The 22,576-nt window shown below is 58.8% G+C and carries 17 protein-coding genes and 2 pseudogenes; 10 read left to right on the top strand and 9 right to left on the bottom strand.

Features of this window, described 5'->3' with window-relative positions; all coding sequences use genetic code 11:
• Positions 1-311 precede the first annotated feature (311 nt).
• From ACSFE6_RS21025 to ACSFE6_RS21000, 6 genes and pseudogenes are all read right to left on the bottom strand, one after another.
• Positions 312-701, bottom strand: a pseudogene (locus ACSFE6_RS21025) (integrase arm-type DNA-binding domain-containing protein); the annotation flags it as partial.
• A gap of 490 nt (positions 702-1,191) precedes the next feature.
• Entirely contained in the window at positions 1,192-2,460 is a 1,269-nt protein-coding gene (locus ACSFE6_RS21020; RefSeq protein ID WP_435429382.1) for an OprD family porin, read from the bottom strand.
• 180 nt (positions 2,461-2,640) lie between these two features.
• Complete coding sequence (locus tag ACSFE6_RS21015) at positions 2,641-4,413, bottom strand: acyl-CoA dehydrogenase C-terminal domain-containing protein (RefSeq protein ID WP_435429381.1); 1,773 nt, start codon at positions 4,411-4,413, stop codon at positions 2,641-2,643.
• A gap of 68 nt (positions 4,414-4,481) precedes the next feature.
• Positions 4,482-6,152, bottom strand: coding sequence for a cation acetate symporter (locus tag ACSFE6_RS21010; protein WP_435429380.1), 1,671 nt, complete (start codon positions 6,150-6,152; stop codon positions 4,482-4,484).
• Positions 6,152-6,478, bottom strand: coding sequence for a DUF485 domain-containing protein (locus ACSFE6_RS21005; protein WP_435429379.1), 327 nt, complete (start codon positions 6,476-6,478; stop codon positions 6,152-6,154). The genes ACSFE6_RS21010 and ACSFE6_RS21005 overlap by 1 nt, the downstream gene beginning before the upstream one ends.
• A 124-nt stretch (positions 6,479-6,602) precedes the next feature.
• Positions 6,603-8,225 carry an acyl-CoA synthetase gene (locus ACSFE6_RS21000; protein ID WP_435429378.1) on the bottom strand — a complete coding sequence of 541 codons (1,623 nt, stop codon included), beginning with the start codon at positions 8,223-8,225 and terminating at the stop codon, positions 6,603-6,605.
• A 219-nt stretch (positions 8,226-8,444) separates the two neighbouring features.
• On the opposite strand from ACSFE6_RS21000, the gene ACSFE6_RS20995 reads away from it, so the two are divergent.
• The 5 genes from ACSFE6_RS20995 (at position 8,445) to ACSFE6_RS20975 (ending at position 13,143) form a co-directional block, all read left to right on the top strand.
• Positions 8,445-10,718 (top strand): PAS domain-containing sensor histidine kinase, encoded by a 2,274-nt coding sequence (locus ACSFE6_RS20995; RefSeq protein WP_435429377.1) that lies wholly within the window; start codon positions 8,445-8,447, stop codon positions 10,716-10,718.
• Between the two features lie 10 nt (positions 10,719-10,728).
• Positions 10,729-11,364 (top strand): response regulator transcription factor, encoded by a 636-nt coding sequence (locus ACSFE6_RS20990; protein ID WP_435429376.1) that lies wholly within the window; start codon positions 10,729-10,731, stop codon positions 11,362-11,364.
• A gap of 146 nt (positions 11,365-11,510) precedes the next feature.
• Positions 11,511-11,669, top strand: coding sequence for a hypothetical protein (locus tag ACSFE6_RS20985; protein WP_172435756.1), 159 nt, complete (start codon positions 11,511-11,513; stop codon positions 11,667-11,669).
• A 154-nt stretch (positions 11,670-11,823) separates the two neighbouring features.
• On the top strand, positions 11,824-12,447 hold the full coding sequence (locus ACSFE6_RS20980; protein ID WP_435429375.1) for a hypothetical protein: 624 nt from the start codon (positions 11,824-11,826) through the stop codon (positions 12,445-12,447).
• 174 nt (positions 12,448-12,621) lie between these two features.
• Positions 12,622-13,143, top strand: coding sequence for a DUF3016 domain-containing protein (locus ACSFE6_RS20975; protein WP_435429383.1), 522 nt, complete (start codon positions 12,622-12,624; stop codon positions 13,141-13,143).
• 18 nt (positions 13,144-13,161) lie between these two features.
• Here the strand turns inward: ACSFE6_RS20975 and ACSFE6_RS20970 are convergent, their stop codons facing one another.
• Positions 13,162-14,211, bottom strand: a complete 1,050-nt coding sequence (locus ACSFE6_RS20970) for a substrate-binding domain-containing protein (protein WP_435429374.1) — start codon at positions 14,209-14,211, stop codon at positions 13,162-13,164.
• A gap of 180 nt (positions 14,212-14,391) precedes the next feature.
• Between ACSFE6_RS20970 and ACSFE6_RS20965 the strand changes: the two are divergent.
• The 4 genes and pseudogenes from ACSFE6_RS20965 (at position 14,392) to ACSFE6_RS20950 (ending at position 17,982) form a co-directional block, all read left to right on the top strand.
• Positions 14,392-15,511, top strand: a pseudogene (locus ACSFE6_RS20965) (fatty acid desaturase family protein).
• A gap of 37 nt (positions 15,512-15,548) precedes the next feature.
• A complete protein-coding gene (locus tag ACSFE6_RS20960) occupies positions 15,549-15,869 on the top strand; it encodes a MocE family 2Fe-2S type ferredoxin (RefSeq protein ID WP_435429373.1) in 321 nt (106 codons plus the stop codon).
• A gap of 18 nt (positions 15,870-15,887) precedes the next feature.
• Positions 15,888-17,129 (top strand): NAD(P)/FAD-dependent oxidoreductase, encoded by a 1,242-nt coding sequence (locus tag ACSFE6_RS20955; protein WP_435429372.1) that lies wholly within the window; start codon positions 15,888-15,890, stop codon positions 17,127-17,129.
• A gap of 1 nt (position 17,130) precedes the next feature.
• Positions 17,131-17,982 (top strand): sugar phosphate isomerase/epimerase family protein, encoded by an 852-nt coding sequence (locus ACSFE6_RS20950; RefSeq protein ID WP_435429371.1) that lies wholly within the window; start codon positions 17,131-17,133, stop codon positions 17,980-17,982.
• Between the two features lie 44 nt (positions 17,983-18,026).
• Here the strand turns inward: ACSFE6_RS20950 and ACSFE6_RS20945 are convergent, their stop codons facing one another.
• Positions 18,027-19,142 (bottom strand): Gfo/Idh/MocA family protein, encoded by a 1,116-nt coding sequence (locus tag ACSFE6_RS20945; RefSeq protein WP_435429370.1) that lies wholly within the window; start codon positions 19,140-19,142, stop codon positions 18,027-18,029.
• 112 nt (positions 19,143-19,254) lie between these two features.
• Positions 19,255-20,175 (bottom strand): MurR/RpiR family transcriptional regulator, encoded by a 921-nt coding sequence (locus tag ACSFE6_RS20940; RefSeq protein ID WP_435429369.1) that lies wholly within the window; start codon positions 20,173-20,175, stop codon positions 19,255-19,257.
• Positions 20,176-20,495: 320 nt separating this feature from the next.
• On the opposite strand from ACSFE6_RS20940, the gene ACSFE6_RS20935 reads away from it, so the two are divergent.
• On the top strand, positions 20,496-22,433 hold the full coding sequence (locus ACSFE6_RS20935; protein WP_435429368.1) for a bifunctional 5-dehydro-2-deoxygluconokinase/5-dehydro-2-deoxyphosphogluconate aldolase: 1,938 nt from the start codon (positions 20,496-20,498) through the stop codon (positions 22,431-22,433).
• Positions 22,434-22,576 lie beyond the last annotated feature (143 nt).

Here is a 22,576-nt window from a genome sequence, read left to right as displayed (position 1 = left end):
TTGAACGAGTAAAACAGTCGCTCCTGCCCACTCGATAACTGTCCCATCATGCTGTGTGATCCCCCACCGGCCAATGCAGAGATTTTGCAGCAGGCCAGACAGGGGAGCTACTTTTTCAACAGAATCGGCCGATTTCTGCCGGTCATGAAGCCGAAATCGCGCTGAAGAACGTGCTCGGCGAAGAAGGCTCAACACAAATACACCGACTTAAGTGGGCGCTAAAGAAGTATTCGCGGCATAGGCGGGAAAGACATCGTCGATTCGGCCGGTGGGTGTTCGTAATCTGATGACAATACAGCGCTGAGCTGATCGCCCAACAGGTTCCAGGCGCACTTCTTCTCTTCGGCATAGTCGGTCAGTGTTTGCACCTTCGACGTTTTTACTTGTTCGGCCTCGACGTTGGCCGCGGTATAGGCCTGTGCCTTGGCGGTTTTCTTGTGTTCATTGGGATTGATCTGCTCATCGATGAGCGCGCGGGCCTGGTTACGCGCCTTGCGGATGTCGGTCAGGGATTTGCGCGGCCAGGTGCCGCAGGCGTACTCTTTGTTCTGCTCGCCCTAGCGATAACGATAGAAAAAGCTGACCGACACGCCGTCCTTACGTAGGAAAATTCGGCCGGCGAGATTGCCATCTTCGCGGAGAATTCGGCCGGCATCTTCAGCGGTCAGCGACTCGAGTTCTTTGATGGTGATTTTGGCCATGAAACGGACTCCCCCTACTTTTCCCCCCACAAAACCGCCGGCTCTTGATGGACGTGACTGGACTCGCGTGGAGCAGAACACTGCTGGAGCTCAAGTAAATACTAGCTTTGAGAAATCCAGAGTAAACTTTTGGAAGCTTTCAAGAAGTATGAAAAAGGAGATGGGGTGCTAGGGGTCGAGTGTTCGAATCACTCCGTCCCGACCATATTTTTCAATGACTTAGCCCAACCTTCACAGGTTGGGCTTTTTCATTTGTGGCTTAGGGGTAAACACGGGGGTAAACATGCTTCATGGTCATGCCAGAAGGGGATCGCCTTCTGCATCGCGTGCAGCCTGTTGAAAATCCATATGCTTGCTTGCCCGTTTACGGTTTGGTTCATCACCCAAGCGCCATTGGCCTGCTGACAGTCCCAGCGCCCGAACTGTAGGCCGGGGGGAGAAAAGCTAAAAGCTACTCAAGGTAGCCTTTAGCTATAAACAATGTGTACTCCTACCAGATCGCCAAGGTGTAGCTGACGATCAAACGGTTTTCATCCAGGTCGCTGCCAAAGTTGGTTGAGCGCACTGTCGCGTTACGCCATTTCACTCCGACGTTTTTCAGTGGGCCGCTTTGCACAACGTAGCCGATGTCGGTATCGCGCTCCCATTCCTTGCCCTCAGGACGGTTGCTGCCCAGATCAATGTTGTCGCCGTTGATGTAGCGGGTCATGAAGGTCAGGCCAGGCACACCGATGGCCGCGAAGTTGTAGTCATAGCGAGCCTGCCAGGACTTTTCGTCCTTGCTGGCGAAGTCGCCGATCTGCACGAAGTTCACCAGGAACGCGTCGGCGCCGTTTACGTATGCATAACCGGTGTCACCACTCATGCTTTGATAGCCAAGGCCCAACGCATGTCCGCCGAGGTTATAGGTGAACATCGCACCGAACGCATTGTTGTCCACATTGCTGCCGCCATCGTCCGTAGAACGGGCGAAGCGCAGATCAGTCTTCAGCGACTGGCCCGTGGCGACTGGCAACACGTAGGTCAGGTTGACCAGGTGTTGGCTATAGAAGTTGTCGAGATGCCCATAGCTGTAGGCTGTAGCGAGATTGCCGGTCCATTTGTAATTCAGGCTGGCGAAATCGAACTTGTCGCTGGTGGCATTTTGCGTGGTGATGCCTTTGGCGCCAGTTCGGGTGATGCCCATGTCCTCGTAATCCGAGGAGTCGCGCTGGTTGACCTGTGTCAGTCGCCCGGCATCCACCGTCATGCCTTCAATTTCCAAAGACGTCAGCTGACCTCCCTCGAACGTTTGTGGCAGCAGCCGTGAATCGTTGGCCAATATTGTTGGCAGTTTAGGCATCAGCGTGCCGAGTTTCAGCGCACTTTTGGAGGCGCGCAGTTTAGCGGTAAGGCCCAGTTCGCCATATTCGTCCTGGGAACCATCACGGGGGTTGCCATGGCGTTTGAGCAGGCCGGAACCCGCGCGATCGGGGCTGGAATCAAGCTTGATGCCCTCCAGGCCAAGGGCATCGAAACCCACGCCAATCAAACCTTCGGTGTATCCCGACTCATAGCGCAGCAGGAAACCCTGTGCCCATTCCTCTTGCATGGATTGCGCGGCATTGGTTTGGCGAAAGTCACGGTTAAAGTAGAAATTGCGCAGTTCAAGGCTGGCCTTGCTGTCCTTGATGAAGTCAGCAGTAGCCGGGGCTGAAAGGCTGATGACCCCACCCGTGAGCAGGATTCGGGTGGCGAGAGTGCGGGTGTTGCGGTCCATGTTAAAGCTCCTTTGTTTTTATTTTTGGAATCATGGGGCTGCCGCCGGGCGACTGAGGCGCGAATCTCCATGGGGCAGTACAGGTGTGAAGCAACCCTCGCCAGTGGGGCGAGGGTTATCGGATAAAAAAACGCCAACGTCGAAAGAGAGGAGTTGTTTGACGCGGCGTCGGCTTAATCGTCAGAACTGTTCTGCGCGCAGGCCATACAGCGAGGCGCTGCCGGCCCGAATGGTTTGTTCCAGGCTAAAAATGCGTGGCAGCAAGCGGTGGATGTAGAAGTCGGCGGTGGCGATTTTCCCGTCGTAGAAATCTTCGTCTTCGCTGCGTTTTTGCCGGGCAACCTGAGCCATGCGCGCCCACAGCCAGGCGTAGGCGACGTAACCGAACAGGTGCAAATACTCCACCGAGGCAGCACCGACTTCATTGCGGTTGGTTGCCGCCTTGTCCTGTAGCCAGTCGCTGATGTCCTCCAGGCGCTGCACGGCATCGAGCAGCTGTGTGGCATAGGGTGCATCGGGTTGAGTCGCGAAGCGGCGAATCTCGCGGGTGAACTGGCGAAGCGCTACGCCTTTATCGGCCAGCACTTTGCGTCCGAGCAGGTCCAAAGCCTGGATGCCATTGGTGCCTTCGTAGATCTGTGCAATGCGCACATCGCGGACCAATTGTTCCTGGCCCCATTCGCGGATGTAGCCATGGCCGCCGAAAACCTGCTGGCCGTTGATGCAGCTTTCCAGACCGGTGTCGGTAAAAAACGCCTTGGCGACTGGCGTCAGCAGCGCAACCAGGACCTGCGCGTTATCGCGCTCGCTGGCATCGTCTGAAAACTTCGCTAGGTCCAGTTGTTGCCCGACATAACTGGCGAACGCACGACCGCCCTCTGTCATGGCTTTCATGCCAAGCAGCATGCGCCGCACATCCGGGTGAACAATGATCGGGTCGGCCGGTTTGTTCGGGACCACGGGACCGGTGGGTGCCCGGCTTTGAATGCGTTCGCGAGCGTAGGCAACGGCACTTTGGTAGGACGCCTCGGCGCAGCCGATGCCCTGAATACCGATGGACAGGCGTTCGTAATTCATCATGGTGAACATCGCCGCCAAGCCTTTGTTCTCCTCTCCGACCAGCCAACCACTGGCGCCGTCGAAGTTCATCACGCAGGTGGCCGAAGCCTTGATGCCCATCTTGTGCTCGATCGAACCGCAACTCACGGCGTTGGCAGCGCCCAGGGAACCGTTGGCATTGACCAGTACTTTAGGTACGACAAACAGCGAAATGCCTTTCGGACCAGCAGGCGCATTCGGCAGTTTGGCCAGCACCAGATGAACGATGTTCTCGGTCAGGTCCTGATCGCCCCCTGTGATGAAAATCTTGCTGCCGGTGATCTTGTAGCTGCCATCCGCCTGAGGTTCGGCGCGGGTGCGGATGAGCCCAAGGTCGGTGCCGGCATGGGCCTCGGTCAGGCACATGGAGCCGGCCCAGCGGCCTTCATACATCGGTGGCAGATAGAGGTTTTTCAGGGTGTCGCTGGCGTGGGCATCCAGCGCCAGGCAGGCACCGGAACTCAATGCTGAATACAGCGCAAAACTTGAGTTGGCGCCATAGAGCATCTCTTCGAACTGCACGGCGAGCATTTTTGGCATGCCCATGCCACCGAACCTGGTGTTGCCGGACAGTCCCACCCAACCGCCTTCGATGTAGGTTGCGTAAGCCTGTTTGAACCCGATGGGGGTGGAGACTCGACCCTCATGCCACTGCGCGCCTTCTTCGTCGCCGCTGCGATTGAGGGGGGCAATCAGGTGCGAGGTGACTTTCGCCGCCTCCTCGAGAATGGCGTCCGCCGTGTCGGTATCAATGCTGTCGGCCAGGGCTGGCAGGCGCGCCCACATGGCCGGGGCATCGAACACTTCGTGCAGCACAAAGCGCATGTCGCGCAGCGGGGCTTTGAATTCGGGCATAAGGTAAACCTCGTTGGGACGGTTGTGGCAAGGGCACGGCGCCACACACGCGGGCCGTGCCCCTTCAGTCAATGATTCGAAGCGCTGGCAGCGCCGAGGCCGGTCTGAGCTCGAACGAACTGGTCGGCGTAGGCATTACGCTCCTTGTCGGCACGGGCACTGCGGTCGAGCCTGGACACCACGACGATCACCAGGAAGGCCAGCGGCATGGAGAACAGTGCCGGATGCTCGTACGGGAAGATTGCTTGCGCATGCCCGAGTACAGTCACCCAGACAGGTGGCGACAGGATGACCAGTGCCAGTGCGCAGATCAGGCCAGCAAAACCGCCCAGGATCGCGCCTTTGGTCGTCAGACCTTTCCAGTACATGGCCATGATCAGCACCGGGAAGTTGGTCGAAGCAGCGATGCCGAACGTCAGGCCCACCAGAATGGCGACGTTCATCTTCTCGAACAGAATGCCCAGCACAATTGCGATAACGCCCAGGCCCACAGTGGCCATGCGGGTCACGCGCATTTCCTGCTTCTCGTTCGCCGTTCCTTTCTTGTACACGGTGGCGTAGAGGTCATGGGAAATCGCCGAAGCACCGGCCAGCGCCAGGCCGGACACCACCGCAAGGATGGTTGCGAACGCTACAGCGGCAAGGAAACCAAAGAACAGATTGCCACCAACCGCTTTGGCCAGGTGCATGGCAACCATGTTGCCGCCGCCGATCAAGGCACCGCCGACTTCGCCATTGACGTAGTACTGCGGGTCGGTGCCAATGATCACCATTGCGACAAAACCCAGGGTGCAGACCACGAGGAAGAAGAAACCGATGAAACCGGTAGCGTAAAACACCGACTTGCGGGCTTCCTTGGCACTGGGCACGGTGAAGAAGCGCATCAGGATATGCGGCAGTCCGGCAATCCCGAACACCAGGCCCAGGGACATCGACACAGTGTTTATCGGGTTGGCGAGCATTGAGCCCGGGCCCATGATGTTCCAGCCGCTGGCGTGAACACTTACAGCTTTTTCGGCCAGGGTTTCATAGCTGAAACCGAACTGCGACATGGCCATGACCGCGAGGGTCGTGCCGCCGACGAGCAGTAGCACAGCCTTGATGATCTGGACCCAGGTTGTGGCGATCATTCCGCCGAAGATCACGTAAATCAGCATCAGCACGCCAACGATCATCACCGCAACGGGGTAGTCGAGGCCGAACAGCAATTTGATCAGTTGGCCGGCACCGACCATCTGCACGATCAGATAGCAACACACCACCGTCAGCGAGCCGAAGGCTGCGAAGATCCGCACCTTGTTCTGGTCCAGGCGATAGGAAACGATGTCCGCGAAGGTAAAGCGTCCGAGGTTGCGCAGGCGCTCGGCCATCAGGAAGGTAATGATGGGCCAGCCCACGAAGAAGCCGATGGTATAAATGAAGCCATCGTAACCCTTGGCGAATACCAGGCTGGAAAGCCCCAGCAGGGTGGCTGCGGACATGTAATCGCCGGCAATCGCCAGACCATTCTGAAACCCGGTGATACCACCGCCCGCCGTGTAGAAGTCCGAGGTGGATCTGGTTTGCCGCGCGGCCCACCAGGTGATAGCCAGTGTGCCGAGGACGAACACAAAGAACATGCTGATCGCATTCAGGTTCAGTGGTTGCTTTTCCACCGCGCCCATCGTCGGCGCGGCGAGTGCAATGGAGGCCGGCAGTAGACCGGTAGCGGCGAGGATCAGTTTGCGCAACAGAGTCATCACTTGCTCTCCTCGATAATGGCGGCGCCCAATGCGTCAAAGCGCGTATTGGCGCTGTAGACATACCAACCGGTCAGTAACCAGGAAAACACGATCATTGCCGCACCGACCGGCATGCCCAAAGTCATCATGCGATGTTCGCCGAGCGGTGCATGCAGCCAATGCGGGGCAAAAGCCACCACCAGCATGAACAGGTAATAAGCGCCCAATACGATGGCACTCAACGACCAGGCCAGGCGTGAGCGGCTACTCACCAGTTGACTGAATTTCGGATTGCGCCGTATGCGTTCGCAACGTTGGGTATCGGTTGAATGGATGTCGGTCATCAATAGCTCCACATTGTTTTTGTTATCGGTGTGTATGGGCAGGGCATTGCCGAATTCGGCCTGCACGAACCCAAAGCAGCAGGTGAAAACACCTGCCGCTTGATGGATGCAATGTCAGATGGGGTTAGAGCGCCTTGGCCCGGTCGCGCAGTACATACTTCTGGATCTTGCCTGTGGATGTCTTTGGCAAGAGGGTGAAGATCACCGTGCGCGGTACTTTGAACCCGGCCAGATGCTCACGACAGAAACTGATGATGTCAGCCTCGCGAACGTCCAGATGATCAGCCTTCAAGGTTACGAAGGCGCAGGGCGTTTCGCCCCATTTCTCATCCGGACGGGCGACAACGGCGGCTTCCATCACACCCGGATGGCGATAGAGCACGCCTTCGAGTTCGATGGTGGAAATGTTCTCGCCGCCCGAGATGATGATGTCCTTGAGCCGGTCCTTGATTTCGACGTAACCGTCGGGATGCCATACGGCCAGGTCACCGGAGTGGAACCAGCCGCCTTCGAACGCTTCGGCAGTGGCGGTCGGATTCTTCAGGTAGCCTTTCATGACGGTGTTGCCGCGCAAGAAGATCTCACCGATGGTCTGGCCGTCACGTGGGGTTGGCTCCAATGTTGTGGGATCACCGACCATCACGCCTTCGAGCGTTGGGTAGCGCACGCCCTGTCGGGACTTGATTTGTGCCCGTTCCTCCAGAGGAAACTCATCCCATTCGGCGTGCCAGGCGCAAACCGTTACAGGGCCATAGGTTTCGGTCAGGCCAAACACGTGAGTGACCTTGATGCCCATCTCTTCGACGGCACCGATCACTTTGGCCGGTGGCGCAGCGCCCGCGACCAGGGCATTGACCGGGTGATCGATGGCCGCTTTCGCCGATTCCGGCATGTTCACCAGTGCATTGAGCACGATCGGCGCACCGCACAGGTGAGTGACCTGATGCTCGCGGATCATCGTGAGGATTTTCTGCGGATCGACCCGACGCAGGAATACGTGCACACCGGCCAGGGCGGTGATGGTCCATGGGTAGCACCAGCCATTGCAATGGAACATCGGCAGGGTCCAAAGATAGACGGGATGGTTGCCAATGGCCCAGGTCATCTGATTACCCAATGCGCTCAGGTAAGCGCCGCGATGGTGGTAAACCACGCCTTTTGGGTTGCCGGTGGTGCCTGAAGTGTAATTCAGCGAAATGGCTTGCCACTCGTCGACCGGCCATTGCCAGTCGAATGCCGGGTCGCCTTCGGCCAACAATGCTTCGTAGTCCAGGTCGCTTGCAGCCTGACCTTCACCGTACTCCGGGTCATTGACGTCGATCACCAGAGGCGGGTGATCCAGCATGCCAAGCGCCGCGTGGATCACACCATGGAATTCGCGATCCGTAATCAATACCTTGGCCTCGCCATGCTGCAGCATGAACGCGATCGCCTCGGCATCCAGTCGAACGTTGAGCGGGTTGAGCACGGCGCCGATCATTGGAACACCGAAATGCACTTCAAGCATTTCGGGAATGTTGGGCAGCATTACCGCCACTGTGTCGCCCTTGCCGATACCGCGACCGGCCAGCGCCGAGGCCAGACGTCGGCAACGGGTGTAGGTCTGCGCCCAGGTGCGGCGAATGGAACCGTGGATAACGGCGAGATGGTTCGGATAAGTGCTGGCAGTGCGCTCGATGAAGCTGAGTGGGGACAAGGCAATGTGGTTGACAGCCGAAGGGCCTAGGCCTTGGTCATAGATAGACATGTACGGGTACTCGATGGCTGATTGTTAGCTCTATGGTTGACCTCGACGAGGTCACCTTCAAAGTCCGGATAACGTTATATAACATTCTGCTCGTGGTATGGAAGTACAACCTATGGCGTATGGTATATATACTATATCTAATTCAACTATTGCCGAATCAATGCCGTCAGCCTTCCACGGCTGGTATATGCTTGGTTTCCCTGACAAAGTGGACCCGCAATGACCCTGACACCTGTTCGATTGCACAGTTGGCTTCGCCTGCAGCGTGAGGGGGTGTCTCTGGCCGCCCGGGCCGATGCGTTGTGTCGGGCACTGCAGGACTGCCCGGAAGTGCAACGGGCGGTTTACCTGAGTTGGCAGCCCAATGCGCGGATCTACAGCCATGAGGGTGCCGCCCAGCATTTTCCTCCAGGACTTGGCGACCCGGCGCTGGCCAGCGACCAGTTGCTTTTCGAGCATCTGGTCGAGGCAGGGCGCCTGGACCTGGCTCAAGTCCGCCAACTCGATTGCTGGCTATCCGGGCGGTTGCGTCGCGCCGCGATCAGCCATGGCCAGGTGTTTGATCTGGCCTTGCAGCCGGGGCAGCCGGGGTTGTTGCTGGTGGAAGTGTGCGAGGGGGTGAGTCTTGATTGGCTGGGCTGGGTGCAGGATTTGCTGACGACACTGCTGAGCAGCGTCAACGGCATGCTGCGTGGCTCGCCGATGCTGGGTCACGATCCACAACCGAGTCTGTTGCTCGATGCACAAGGGCGACCGCTGGAGTTTAACGCGGCGCTGTTGGCGCTGCTCGCCGAGAAACCACTGAACGATGTGTTGGGTTTTTTACCGGTCAATCATCGGGTACTGGTTCGTGCCTGCCTGGACCAGCAACGCGCCATCGAAGGCGTCGAGGCTCAGTTCGAAGCGCAGATCCTGATCTGGACGTTTATTCCCGACCCCCAGGACAACCGAGTACTTGCCCGTTGCCGCGACGCCACGGCTCAAGTGCTGGCGGAACGTGAAGCGGCCACCGCACGGCGGTTGTACCGGCTGATCATCGAAAACACCACCGACCTGATTTCCCGTCACACGCCGGATGGACGCGTTATCGATGCGTCACCGGCATCCTGGACTTTGCTCGGTTACTGGCCCGAAGAGTTGCGTGGGCAAATGGCCCAGGGCCTGTTCCATGGCCAGGATCTGGCCGGTCTCGTGCAACGTGCGCGCGATGCGCTGGAGCAAGACGGCTATCACACCATGACTTATCGCATCCGCCACCGCGATGGCCATTATCTGTGGTTCGAAACGGCCAGTCGGGCGATCCGGGAAACCTACACCGGGGCGGTGGTCGAAGTCGTCAGCGTATCCCGAGACATCACGGCCCGAGTGCAGGCCGAGGAGAACAAGCGACGCCTGGCCGAAGTGGTCGAGGCCAACATCGATCCGGTGTTGTTCATCGCCCCCGAGGGCCAGGTCACTTACCTCAATCCGGCCGCGCGACGCATCCTTGGGATTGATGAGCAACAACCAATGCCGGCTCTGGCCGCGTTGTTTGCAAGCGGCGACCTTGCGCGTTTGCAACGCGATGGCTGGAAAAGCGCCGAGCGCGACGGTGTCTGGAGTACCGATGCGCGGTTGCAACCGCCGGGCGGTGGCACCTCTGTGCCGGTGTCGCTGGTACTCCTGGCGCACGGCTCCGCCAGCGGCGAGCGTTATTACTCGTTGGTCGCGCGCGATATGACCGAGCGCGAGCTGCGGGAAGTGCAACAGCGTCGACATCAGGACGAGCTGGCACACACCGCGCGGTTGGTCACGCTCGGTGAGCTGGCCTCGGGGATCGCCCACGAAATCAACCAGCCGCTGGCTGCCGTGGTCAATTATGCGAATGCCAGCCTGCGTTATTTACAGACGCTGGGCTCCAATACCCAGGCCGCCGCGAGAGTGACCCAAGGTCTGGAACGCATTACCCATCACGCCACCCATGCCTCCGAAGTGATCCGGCGGTTACGCTCGTTTTTACGCAAGGGACAGCGCCGCATGCAGGCGCTGAATCTGACCGACGTCGCCCGCGAAGCCGTGCGTTTGTGTGCGTGGGAGGCGAGTAATTGCCAAGTGACAATCGAGGATCGTCTGCCGGATAATCTGCCGCCCGTTTATGCCGACCGCGTATTGCTGGAACAGGTGCTGCTCAATCTGTTACGCAATGCCATCGACGCCAACCGTGAACAACATCCCGGGCAGCCTTCCCTGATCGTGATGACCGCGGAGCATGGCAGTGGCACTTGCGTGGAAATCCATGTGCGAGACCAGGGGCCGGGTGTCAGCGAGCCGGAACTGGAACAGATATTTACCCCGTTTTACACCAGCAAGGCCGATGGCCTGGGGCTCGGTCTGTCCATGAGCCGCAGCATCATCGAAGGTTTCGGTGGCGAATTGAATGCTCGGCGCCAACCGGTCGGGCTGCTGATGTGTTGCCGCTTGCCGCTTGCCGGCCCAACAAAACAACAACAATAGGAATCAGGTAATGGCAGGTGTAACGGAGCACGTTGTATACGTGGTCGATGACGACCAGGGCATGCTCGAATCGACGGTCTGGTTATTGGAGTCGGTCGGCCTCAAGGCCTTGCCGTTTACCAGTGGCGTTGAATTCCTCGATGCCTGCGATGCAAGTCTCGATGCCTGCGTGCTGCTGGACGTTCGCATGCCCGGCTTGGGCGGTTTGAACGTGCAGGAAGAAATGCGCGTACGCCAACTGAACCTGCCGATCATCTTCGTCAGCGGCCATGCGGACGTGCCAATCGTAGTGCGCGCGTTCAAGGCCGGAGCCCATGATTTTATCGAGAAGCCCTATAACGAACAGCTGTTGCTGGACAGCGTGCAACAGGCGCTCAGCAGCTGTGCGGCCAACCGTTCGGGTAATCAGGGCCACGAAGTCTTGCAGGCGCGCTTGCTGACCCTGACCCCGCGGGAGCGCGATATCCTGTTACCACTGGTGCAGGGCTACACCACCCGCGAAATCGCGGAGCAACTGGGCGTGAGTGCAAAAACCGTTGATCTGTATCGCTCGCGCGTCATGAAACGCATGCAGGCCAACACGCTGCCGGACTTGGTGGGCATGGCTATCGCGGCGGACTTGGTTGATCCGCTGAAGCTACGTTGATCGCTCACTCTCGCGATAACGGTGCCAAACTGGCCAAACAAGGGGCTGAGGTCAGCCAGGATGACCGTTAGCCCTTGAGAAGTAATAGCCAACCGGCAAAGCAGCCGGAACCGGTGTCTCTATATCAACTTTTGTTTCGGTAAGTCATGAGCGAAGAACGAGATATTCCAGAGCCCGAGCACGACCACCTACTCGATCATGAATTCCATGATGACGAGTCATGGGTCGAAGAAGACGCTCAGGCAATTGTTGACGAAGAAGATGATGACGTTGATTTTCTTGATCAGATAGATCAAGACGACTGACACGAAAAAGGTAACACCCCTGAAGGTCCGCCCATACACGGACCTGCATGCTTTGAATCAAGTCCTGGCAGCCGCCGGGGCTGATTGGCCTCATTGTAGTGGTTGATGGCATGACGCTATCATTTGTTCTTTAAGTTCCATCCAAGGACGACAGGTGAACAAAGCCCTCTTGTGTGCCGCACTGTTGTTGCAAGCGTGCAGCTCCCATACTCCCGTTCCAGCACCTCAGGAAGTCAAATTTCTAGAGGTGAATTACGATCCTGCAACGATGTCGAGAGTTCGCATTTACACAGGATTTCCATCATTGGAAGCGAGTTATAGCACTGGGTATTCTTGCGAAGAATTGAGTAATGAATTGCCAGTGAAACCGCTGAATAGACCTGGTCCAAGCGCACGTTTGCAGGGCGTACAGCATTACACCAAGCTCAGCATTGGGATGCCCGGTTCCTGGCGACTTGCGGACGGAACCGCTCCGAATGAAAAATATTCGGAATTGGTAGCGCTCGCAGGCAAGCCTTTTGTCGTGGACATAAAGAATATTGGCGGCGTGCTTTGCATGCCTCCTGCACTGACGTTCATTCCTGAACCTGGTGTGGATTACGAGGCGTATTTCATCGCGATAGTAGAGGATGGCAAATTCAAAGGTTGCCGGACAGTCGCTCATAAAGTCAGCCCGCTTCCTCCAGATCAGCTTCCTCCAATGCAGTTGGGCTCATGCATCCAGCCGGATAAGTCTCAGAAGAACTGGGTTACACACTGGGTGTCTCGTCCTGAATAAGGTTTACACCTGTTTCAGGACTGGACGTGCGCAAAACCCGCGTAAAGCCCGTGCAAAACTTTCTGGTGTTTGTAAGTTCCGCGATAGCTCCTGTTAGAGCCCGAACATGTGCCTAGGCGTAAAATGAATACGCTGCAGCATGCATTGAGAAGCGCTGCACCTGAAGGTGAAGCCATGCGCCGAATAACCGCTCGTACCTTGATCACACTGTTGGCGCTGTTGATAGTGCCACTTGCCATCGCAGGGGCCTCGGTCGAGGTCGTCTTCAAGAACCCCGAAAAATTCAGCGATGCCAGCCTGGACAGCCCTGGCTACGAACGGGGGGCCGATCCTTATGTCATGAAAGAGTTACGCAACTACCTCCAGAAACTTGGCGAGCGGTACCTGCCACCCGACCAGCAGCTGCAAATTGAAATACGCAACATCGACCTGGCCGGTCGCTACGAACCCTGGAGGCCCAACGCCTATGAGGTGCGCTTTATGCGCGACATCACCTGGCCGCGCATCGATCTACATTACGTGCTCAAACAAAACGGTCAGATCGTGAGCGAAGCCGACGCCAGGGTCATGGATCAGTTCTACCTACAGCGTCCGGGCCGTGCCAGCAGAAGTGACAGGCTCTACTCCGAGAAGGCCATGCTCTCAGACTGGTTCAAAAAACAATTCGCCGGGCAACATCAGATCGGATTGAAGTGAACAGCCTTCGCCACAGTCTCAGCCACGAGCATTTTCTGAAGTCACGATCTGCAGCGGAATGTGAATTCGATGCCGGGCAGGATCGAAGTCCGGTGTGGTTTGCAGTTCGATCAGCAAGTCGACCAGCGCTGCCGCCAGCAGCCGCGGCTGGGAGTCGATGACCAGGCTGATCATTCCCTGGGCCAGGGCTTGGCGCGACAGTTCGGTCGATTCCATAAGGATGCTGCACAGCGAGGGTTGCTTGGGGAGTTGCGACAGGGCACTGATGATACCGTCGCCGCCACCGCCGACCACGCACAGCCCTCGCAGATCGTCATGTCGCGACAGGAGCTCCAGAGTGGCCTCTTCGGTGACGTCACAGTTATCCAGGTTGATCACCGCTTCGAGTAGCTTTAACCCCGGTGCATGTTCCGTCAGGTAACTGTGCAGCCCCTCCACCCGCGACTGGTGACCGAGAAAACGGTGGCCGCCCAGCAGCACCCCGACGCTGCCTTTTTGGGTGCCGCAGGTGTGAGCCAGCAGCCATCCCATGGTGCGTCCGACTTCATGATTATCCTGACCGACGTAGGGCTCATTTGCCGCTTCGTGGATGTCGGACAGCAGCGCGATCACGGGCACGCCTGCGGCCCTGATCTGCGCGATGGCGGCATTGATCAACGGGTGAGCGAAGCTGACCACCGCCAGTCCATCGCACTGCACCGCCAGTTGTTCGATCTGGGCAATGATGGCGCCGGGTGAGCGATCGAAAACGTACTCGAATTGGCAACTGAGATTGGCGCCGGTCTGACGCTGCGCCACTTCGGTGATGGCGGCGGCAACGTTGGCATAGAACGCTTGGGCGGTACCGAGCAACAGAATGCCGAAGCGGTAGCTGGGGCGCCGTTCTCTGATCCGCTGGCCGATCAGCCGGGCCGCGAAGTAACCCACTGCCTCGGCGGCTTGGAACACCTGCTCGGCGGTTGTTGGGTTCACCGGGGCCCTGGCATTGAGTACGCGGTCCACGGTGGCGACACTCAAGCCAGCCTGCTCGGCGACAGTGGCGATGGTTGGGCGTTTGGTTTTGTTCATGGTGAGCCCCGGGCGCCTTGATAGAAAACTATCAAGCTTCAATGGGTCTGGATGATAGCTTGATAGTGAATGTATTCAAGGGATTGAGGGCGATCATCGTGCTCTCTATCTTTTCTCCAGCGATGCGATCCCGCATCGAAGCAAGTGCCTTAAACCCTCAAGCTTGCGGAGAACAATAAAATGCCTGAACAGCACGCAGCATTTGAAAACACCGGTAAGCCCGCGCGCCGGGACTATCGATTGACAGGTCCCGAAGCCGCCAAGGCAACGCAAAAAGGCCTGGTCTCGGCCGATTGGTATCAATCACCCATTTCCCGTAAACGCATGAAGGAACTGATGCAGCGTCGCGATGGCCCGGCCTTGCGCGATACCGCGATCTGGCTGTTGGCGATGGTCGTGACCGGGTTTGGCGGGTACTGGTTCTGGGGCTCCTGGGCCTGCGTTCCATTCTTCCTCGCCTATGGGTTGCTTTATGGCACTGCGTCCAATGCCCGTTGGCACGAAACCGGTCACGGAACGGCATTCAAAACCCGCTGGATGAACGATGCGGTCTACCAGCTGTCGAGCTTCATGTTCATGTTCGAACCCCATGTCTGGCGCTGGAGTCACGCCCGGCACCACACCGACACCATCATCGTCGGGCGCGACCCTGAGATCGTCGAACCGCGCCCGCCGAGCCTGATCATGATGGTGTTGAGCCTGTTCAGGATGCCGTATGCGATCAAGACCCTGTGGTCGGTGTGCCGGCATGCGAGTGGTCGAATGGCTGAAGAAGAGCAGACCTTCATCCCCGAATCCGAATGGCCCAAGGTCTTTGCCGCGGCGCGTATCTGGTTGGTGATTTATGGGCTGACGCTGGCGGCGGCGCTGTATCTGCAGAGCTGGTTGCCGTTGATGTTGATCGGTTTGCCGACGTTGTACGGCGGCTGGCTGTCCTACCTGTTCGGTCTGACACAGCATGTGGGCCTGGCCGAGGATGTGCTCGATCATCGTGCCAACTGCCGGACCATTTACATGAACCCGGTGCTGCGTTTTCTGTATCTCGACATGAACTATCACCTCGAGCATCACATGTACCCGATGGTGCCATTTCACGCGCTGGCGCAACTTCACGAAGATATTCGCCACGACTGCCCGCCGCCTTACAGCGGACTTTTCGAGGCATTACGGGAAGTCCTCTCGACCATCTGGAAACAGCGCAAAGACCCGACCCATTTCGTCCATCGTCCATCGTCCGTTGCCGCAACGCGCAACGCCAGCCAGCAATGCGCCGGTAGAGCCTGAAGTCACGCCGGCCTGACACCTTCCTGCCTGTACTTCCTACAAGAGAAAACGCCATGACCGAGCAATGGATCGATGTCTGTGCCGTGGGCGAAATAAATGAAGAAGATGTCATTCGTTTCGACCATGGCCCGCACACTTATGCCGTTTACCGCTCCGCAGACGACGAGTTCTTCGCCACTGCGGGCCTGTGCACCCACGAGTCCATCCACCTTGCCGATGGCTTGGTGATGGAGCATGTCATCGAATGCCCCAAGCACAACGGACGCTTCGACTACCGCTCCGGCAAAGCCCTGGGCGCGCCGGTGTGCGTCAACCTCAAGACCTATCCAGTCCGGGTCGAGGCAGGGCGCGTCCTGCTCGCCCTTTCGGTTTAACTGCCTGGAGTCTGTGCCATGAACTCTGCCAATGCTCCATTGGTTATCGTCGGCGCCGGGCATGCCGGTGGCCGTGCAGCCCTGTCGCTGCGGGCCGAAGGATATAGAGGCCGCCTGGTCCTGATCGGCGACGAATCCCATCCGCCGTACGAACGCCCACCGCTGTCCAAAGGGTTATTACAGGGCACGGTCGAACTGGCCGGTTGCAGTTTGTGCGATAGCGCTCGACTCGCTGAACTGGACATTGAACACTTGGCTGGCAACCCGGTGAAATGTCTCGATCCGCCGCAACATCGCTTGCAGTTGGCCGACGGCCGTTGGCTGCATTACGCCCGCCTGCTGCTCGCGACCGGGGGCAGGGCACGGCTGTTGCCCTCGGTACCCGAGCACCTGTCCAACGTCCTGTATCTGCGAACCCATGATGAAGCGATCACACTGCGCGACTCACTGCGACCAGCCGCTCGATTGGTGATTATCGGCGGTGGTTTTATCGGCCTCGAAGTCGCCGCAACGGCTCGCGCCTTGGGTTGCACGGTGACCTTGCTCGAAGCCGGGCCACGCCTGGCGGGTCGCGTTCTGCCGCAGCGATTGTCCAGTGTCCTGCTGGAATTGCATCGCCGTCAGGGCGTGGATGTCCGATTGAACGTGGCCATCGCAACGGTACACGGCGCCACTCGCGCCGAGGCGGTGCAACTGGTCGACGGCCAGTCGTTACCTTGCGATCTGATCGTGGTAGGCATCGGCATGCAACCCAACACCGAGTTGGCCATGGCCGCCGGGTTGGAGGTGGGTCAGGGTATTCGCGTTGATTCGCAACTACGCACCAGTGCGCCGGACATCTTTGCCGCCGGCGACGTCTGTGAGTTTCGCCTGCACCCGCAAGGGGCGTTCCAGCGTCAGGAAACCTGGCGTAACGCTGAAACCCAGGGGCATCACGCCGCGTTGAACCTGCTGGGGGGCGAGCAGCCCTTCGAGGTCATTCCCGGCTTTTGGTCCGATCAGTACGACTGGAGTCTGCAAACCGTTGGCGTCATCGCCAACAGTGAACCGACGGTGAGCCGGACAATCCCGGGGGGCGGTTTTCTGCTGTTCTACCTCGACGCCGAACACCGTTTGCTGGGGGCTTGCGGCTGGGGCCTGGGCAACAGCGTCGCCAGGGACATCAAGGTGTGCGAACGCCTGATCGCCCACCGCCAATCTCTTTCGGTGAGCGCTTTAGTCGATGCCGATGTCCCGCTCAAACAATTGCTGAGGAACTGATATGCGCGAATTCCTGGTGTTTCAGTCTTTGTGGGCCATGCAAGATCACCGCGGTCAATGCGATCTTTCCCTGGAAGCTCAACTGGAGAAAATCGCCGCCGCCGGTTTCGACGGGATCACTGACCATTTCTGGAACGCGCCACAGGCTGCACGCTTGAGCGCCGCTGCCGAGGCGCAAGGCCTGCACATCGAAGGTCAATTGTTTCCCCGGACCGTGGATGACCTGGCGGCCGCGCTTGATGTCGTCTCCCGGTATGGCTGCCACCACCTCACGCTGCAGGCCGACGTCCGGCCGCGTTCGCTGACGCAAGCCATCGAGCTGATCGAAGGCTGGCAGCGTCTGGCCGAGCAGGTGGACTTTCCGATCCTGCTGGAAACCCACCGTTATCGCCTCACCAATGACTTGATGTTTACCCTCGACCTCATCGCGCAGATGCCCGATCTCAAGTTGCTGGCCGACTTGTCCCACTATGTTGTCGGTCGCGAATTGCCTGAGTCGGCCACTTCCGAAGTCGACGAACAGATTCACACGATCCTGCGCCACAGTTGGGGTTTCCACGGTCGGGTATCCAATGGCGAGCAGGTCCAGGTGCCTTTGAGCTTTGCCCAGCATCGGCCCTGGCTGGACCGCTTCCTGGGTTGGTGGCGCTACGGGATCGAGGATTGGCTGGCCCGCCCGGTCGCATCCACCAGCCTGTCGTTCACGTGCGAACTCGGCCCGCCACCCTATTCGATCACGGGGGCTGACGGGCGTGATATCACGGATCGTTGGGAGGAGGCGTTGCTGTTGAAGACGTTGATACGTGAAGTGTGGAACAGCTGTCAGGGGTCAATGGCACAGTCAAGGTATTGATTGAAGGGTAAAGGCTGCACCTTGCGGTGCAGCCTTCTCAGCGATCAAATCTCGCTGATGTTGACCCAGCGCTGTTCCCGCGCCGCGAGGCGAATTGCGGTGGCCAGACGCTCCACTTCAAAGGCTTGCTCGAAGTCGGTACCGGCGTGTCCGTGTCCGGCCAGGGCCATGATCAGTTCATGTACTTCCAGCGTCTTCAACTCGTTGTAACCCAGTTGATGCCCCGGCGCGGGGCTGAAGGCGGCGTAACCGGGCAGGTTCGGTCCGGCCAGCAAGCGCTGGAAACCGGCCTGGTCGACGCGGCACAGGCGTAACTCATTCAAGCGTTCCTGATCGAACGAAAGAGTGCCCTGAGTGCCGCTGATCTCGAAGCTCAGATGATTCTTGTAGCCGTGCTTGAGCCAACTGCTGCTGAAGGTGCCGCGCGCGCCGCTGGCAAAGCGCAACAGGGCATGGGCCTGATCGTCGACGACAATGTTGCGTTGTTCCTGGCTACCGGCCGTGACCGGGCGCTGGCGGTGCACGGTCTGGGTGTCGGCGCACACAGCTTCCACAGGACCCAGCAGGTAGCGCGCCATGGCGAGCAAGTGGCTGCCAAGATCCGCCAGCGCTCCGCCGGCATGTTCGGCCTCACAGCGCCAGGACCAAGGGGACGCTGGGTCGGCCATGAAGTCCTCGCTGAACTCGCCTTGAAAGCTGATGATCTCGCCGAGGCTGCCACTCAGAATCAACTCGCGCGCCAGGCCGATGATCGGATTGTGTTGGTAGTTGTAGCCGACACGGGTGACTACGCCGGCATCCTTGGCCGCGAGGTGCATGGCATTGGCCTGTTCAAGGTTCACCGCCAGTGGTTTTTCGCAGTAGACCGATTTGCCGGCGGCAATGGCGGCCATGGCCATGGGGTAGTGCAAGTGGTTGGGGGTGGTGATGGCGATCAGGTTGACCTTGGGGTCTTCGATCAACGGCTGCCAGTCGCTGTGAGCCTGCTCAAATCCCCACGCCCTTGCGCAGGCTTGGGCACGAGCGGGATCGGCGTCGGCCAGGGCGGCGAGGCGAAGCGTGAAGGGCAGTTCGAAGGCCGAACTGACGCTACGAAAGGCCAGGGCATGGGCACGGCCCATGAAGCCCGTGCCGATAAGTCCGATTCCGAGTTCGCGCATGACAGGATCCTTTGGATTCTTGTTTTCAGAGATCCAACTTATAGAATAAATATTCCCACGAATCAATTTATGGAATAAATATTCCCTGCTGTATGCCCGGACTGTTTCCCGGTCAGTCCTCGAATCCTGCCTGCTCGTGAATCTCATCGACCTTCAACTCCAGTCGATAGGCCACGGCGATAAACAATGCCTGGCACAGGCACAGCGTCGCGCTCAATGAACGGAAGGCGAACGAGCTGCCTTCATTGACCAGCAGCACCGTATTGGCGCGCTTGGCGAGGGGCGAGAGGTTACTGTCGGTGATGATCAGGGTTTTCGCCTGGTGGTGCTGGGCAATGCGCAGGCAGTGCTGGGTTTCCTTGCCGTACGGCGTGAAGCTGATGGCGATCACCAGGTCATTGGCGCGCACGCTGCGCATCTGTTCGCGGTAGCTGCCGCCGAGCCCCGACACCAGGTGAATGCGTTTGTTGGTGTGTTGCAGGTTGTAGACCAGGTAATCAGCCACCGCGAACGAACGGCGCACACCGACCACGTAGATGTTGTCCGCATTGACCACCAGGTCCACCGCCTTTTCGAAGGCCTGGTCATCAAGTTCCAGCCCCAGCCGTTCGATGCCCGACAGGGTCGCGTTGATGCACTCGCGCGCCAGGTCGCCGCCGCTGGCTTTCTGCGACTTGTTGGCGATCATGCTGCGAATGCGTTGCTGGTAGTTCTGCACGGGCGTGGTTTTGTGGGTATACGCCTCGCGGAACAGCGCCTGCATTTCGCTGAAGCCGCTGAAGCCGAAACGTTGGGAAAACCGCACGATGGCCGACGGGTGCACGTCGCACTCGCGGGCGATGTCGCTGATACGGTCGACCATGATCCGGTCGCTTTGCTGGCTCATGTAACTGGCGATGCGTTTGAGCTGGCGCGGCAGGCTTTCGTATTCCTGGGTGATCAGCTGCAGCAAACGCTCGGCATTGATCGGGGGGCTGGCAAGATCACTCTCGGACGTGCTCTCGGTCGTTGCCGGCTGATCGGTGCGGGACATAGGGAATCCTTCTGGCTTGTACTTGGCTTGTTCTTATAGCGACGATTTTTCATCTCGCCCCAGACAATAAGTTGGCTGTGCGCAGTCTACAGGGTCGGCCCGGACAAAATCTTGAGCTTGCACCCGCGCGAGGCGTGCTGAAACGATGCACGACGTCTGGAACGCCTGTACCAAAGTTTATTGGAAAAAATATTCCACGTAAAAAATAATTGGAAAAATTATTGATTCTTCGCTCCCGGTCGTTTTAGTCTGCGTCCACCAAGAGTGTTCGGCGCGGCCATCGCCCTGAACGCAGGCTGATAAAAACAACAGGAGCCAGCATGGGCCAGACTCGTTTTGCCAGTGGACGTCAATTGGATCTGATTTGCCTGGGTCGCCTTGGCGTCGACCTCTATGCTCAGCAAGTCGGGGCCCGGTTGGAGGATGTGAGCAGCTTCGCCAAGTACCTCGGTGGCTCATCCGCCAACATTGCCTTCGGCACGGCCCGTCTGGGGGTGAAGTCGGCCATGCTGAGCCGGGTAGGGGATGACCACATGGGGCGTTTCCTGGTCGAGTCCCTGGCCCGCGAAGGCTGTGATGTCAGCGGCATCAAGGTCGATCCGGAGCGCCTGACCGCGATGGTGTTGCTCGGCCTGAAGGACCGCGAAACCTTTCCGTTGGTGTTCTATCGTGAGAACTGCGCCGACATGGCGCTGCGGGCCGAAGACATCAGCGAAGCCTTTATCGCCTCCAGCAAAGCCTTACTGATCACCGGCACGCACTTCTCGACCGAGGGCGTCTACAAGGCGAGCATCCAGGCGCTGGACTACGCCGAAAAACACAACGTCAAACGGGTGTTGGACATCGACTATCGCCCGGTGCTCTGGGGCCTGACCGGCAAGGCGGACGGCGAAACCCGCTTTATCGCCGACCAGAATGTCAGCCAGCACGTGCAGAAGATCCTCCCGCGATTCGATCTGATCGTTGGCACTGAAGAAGAGTTTCTGATTGCCGGCGGTTCCGGCGATTTGCTCACCGCGCTGCGCAATGTCCGGCGCTTGAGCGACGCGACCCTGGTGGTCAAGCTCGGCCCGCAAGGCTGCACGGTGATTCATGGTGCGATCCCGGAGCGTCTCGAAGACGGCGCGATTTATCCCGGCGTTCGTGTAGAGGTATTGAATGTGCTGGGGGCGGGTGACGCCTTCATGTCGGGCTTCCTCAGCGGTTGGCTGGAGGGCGCCAGCGACGAGCGTTGCTGCCAGTTGGCCAATGCCTGCGGCGGACTGGTGGTCTCGCGCCATGCCTGCGCCCCGGCCATGCCGACCCGTGCCGAACTCGATTATCTGTTCAACAGTCCGGTGCCGATTACCCGACCGGATCAGGATGTCACCCTGCAACGCCTGCATCAGGTCAGCGTGCCGCGCAAACAGTGGAAGCAACTGTTCATCTTTGCCTTCGACCATCGTGGGCAACTGGTGGAGCTGGCCCAGAAGGGCGGACGCGACCTTGGCGCTATCGGTGAGCTCAAGCAACTGTTCATCAAGGCCGTGGAACGGGTCGAAAGCGATTTGGGCGAGCAGGGCATCGAGGCCGATGTCGGGCTGCTGGCGGACCAGCGTTTCGGCCAGGACTCGCTGAACGCCGCCACCGGGCGTGGCTGGTGGGTGGCACGGCCGGTCGAAGTGCAAGGCTCCCGTCCACTGGCTTTCGAACACGGGCGCTCGATCGGCAGCAACCTGATCGCCTGGCCGCAGGAGCAAATCATCAAATGCTTGGTGCAATTCCACCCGGACGATGAGCCCATGCTGCGCCTGGAACAGGAAGCGCAGATCAAGGGTTTGTACCAAGCATCGCAAGTCAGCGGTCACGAACTGCTGCTGGAAATCATCCCACCCAAGGATCACCCCTCCACGCACCCGGACGTGCTGTATCGCGCACTCAAGCGCCTCTACAACCTGGGCATCTACCCGGCGTGGTGGAAGATCGAAGCGCAAAGCTTTGATGAGTGGAAGCAACTGGACGAACTGATCCAAGCGCGCGACCCGTACTGCCGTGGCGTGGTGCTGCTGGGCCTGAATGCCCCTGCATCAGCGTTGGCCGAAGGCTTTCAACAGGCCAGCCAGAGCCGGACCTGCCGCGGTTTTGCCGTTGGCCGGACGATTTTCCAGGAGCCGAGCCGCGCATGGCTGGCCGGGGAAATTGATGACGAAGCGTTGATCCGCCAGGTGCAGGGTACCTTCGTCGAGTTGATTGATGCCTGGCGTACAGCCCGAGCTTGATGGAACACCACAATACCTGTGGGAGCGGGCTTGCCCGCGATGACGGCGGCACATTCAGCATCAATGTGACAGCGAGATCGCAATCGCGGGCAAGCCCGCTCCCACAGGGTTTTGTGTCGCTCTTACTGGTTTTGTAAAAACAA

Source organism: Pseudomonas baetica (genome assembly GCF_051216495.1).
GTDB classification, from domain to species: domain Bacteria; phylum Pseudomonadota; class Gammaproteobacteria; order Pseudomonadales; family Pseudomonadaceae; genus Aquipseudomonas; species Aquipseudomonas baetica_B.
Note: the sequence above shows the minus strand (reverse complement) of the source record. Positions and strands in the feature narration are given on the sequence as shown.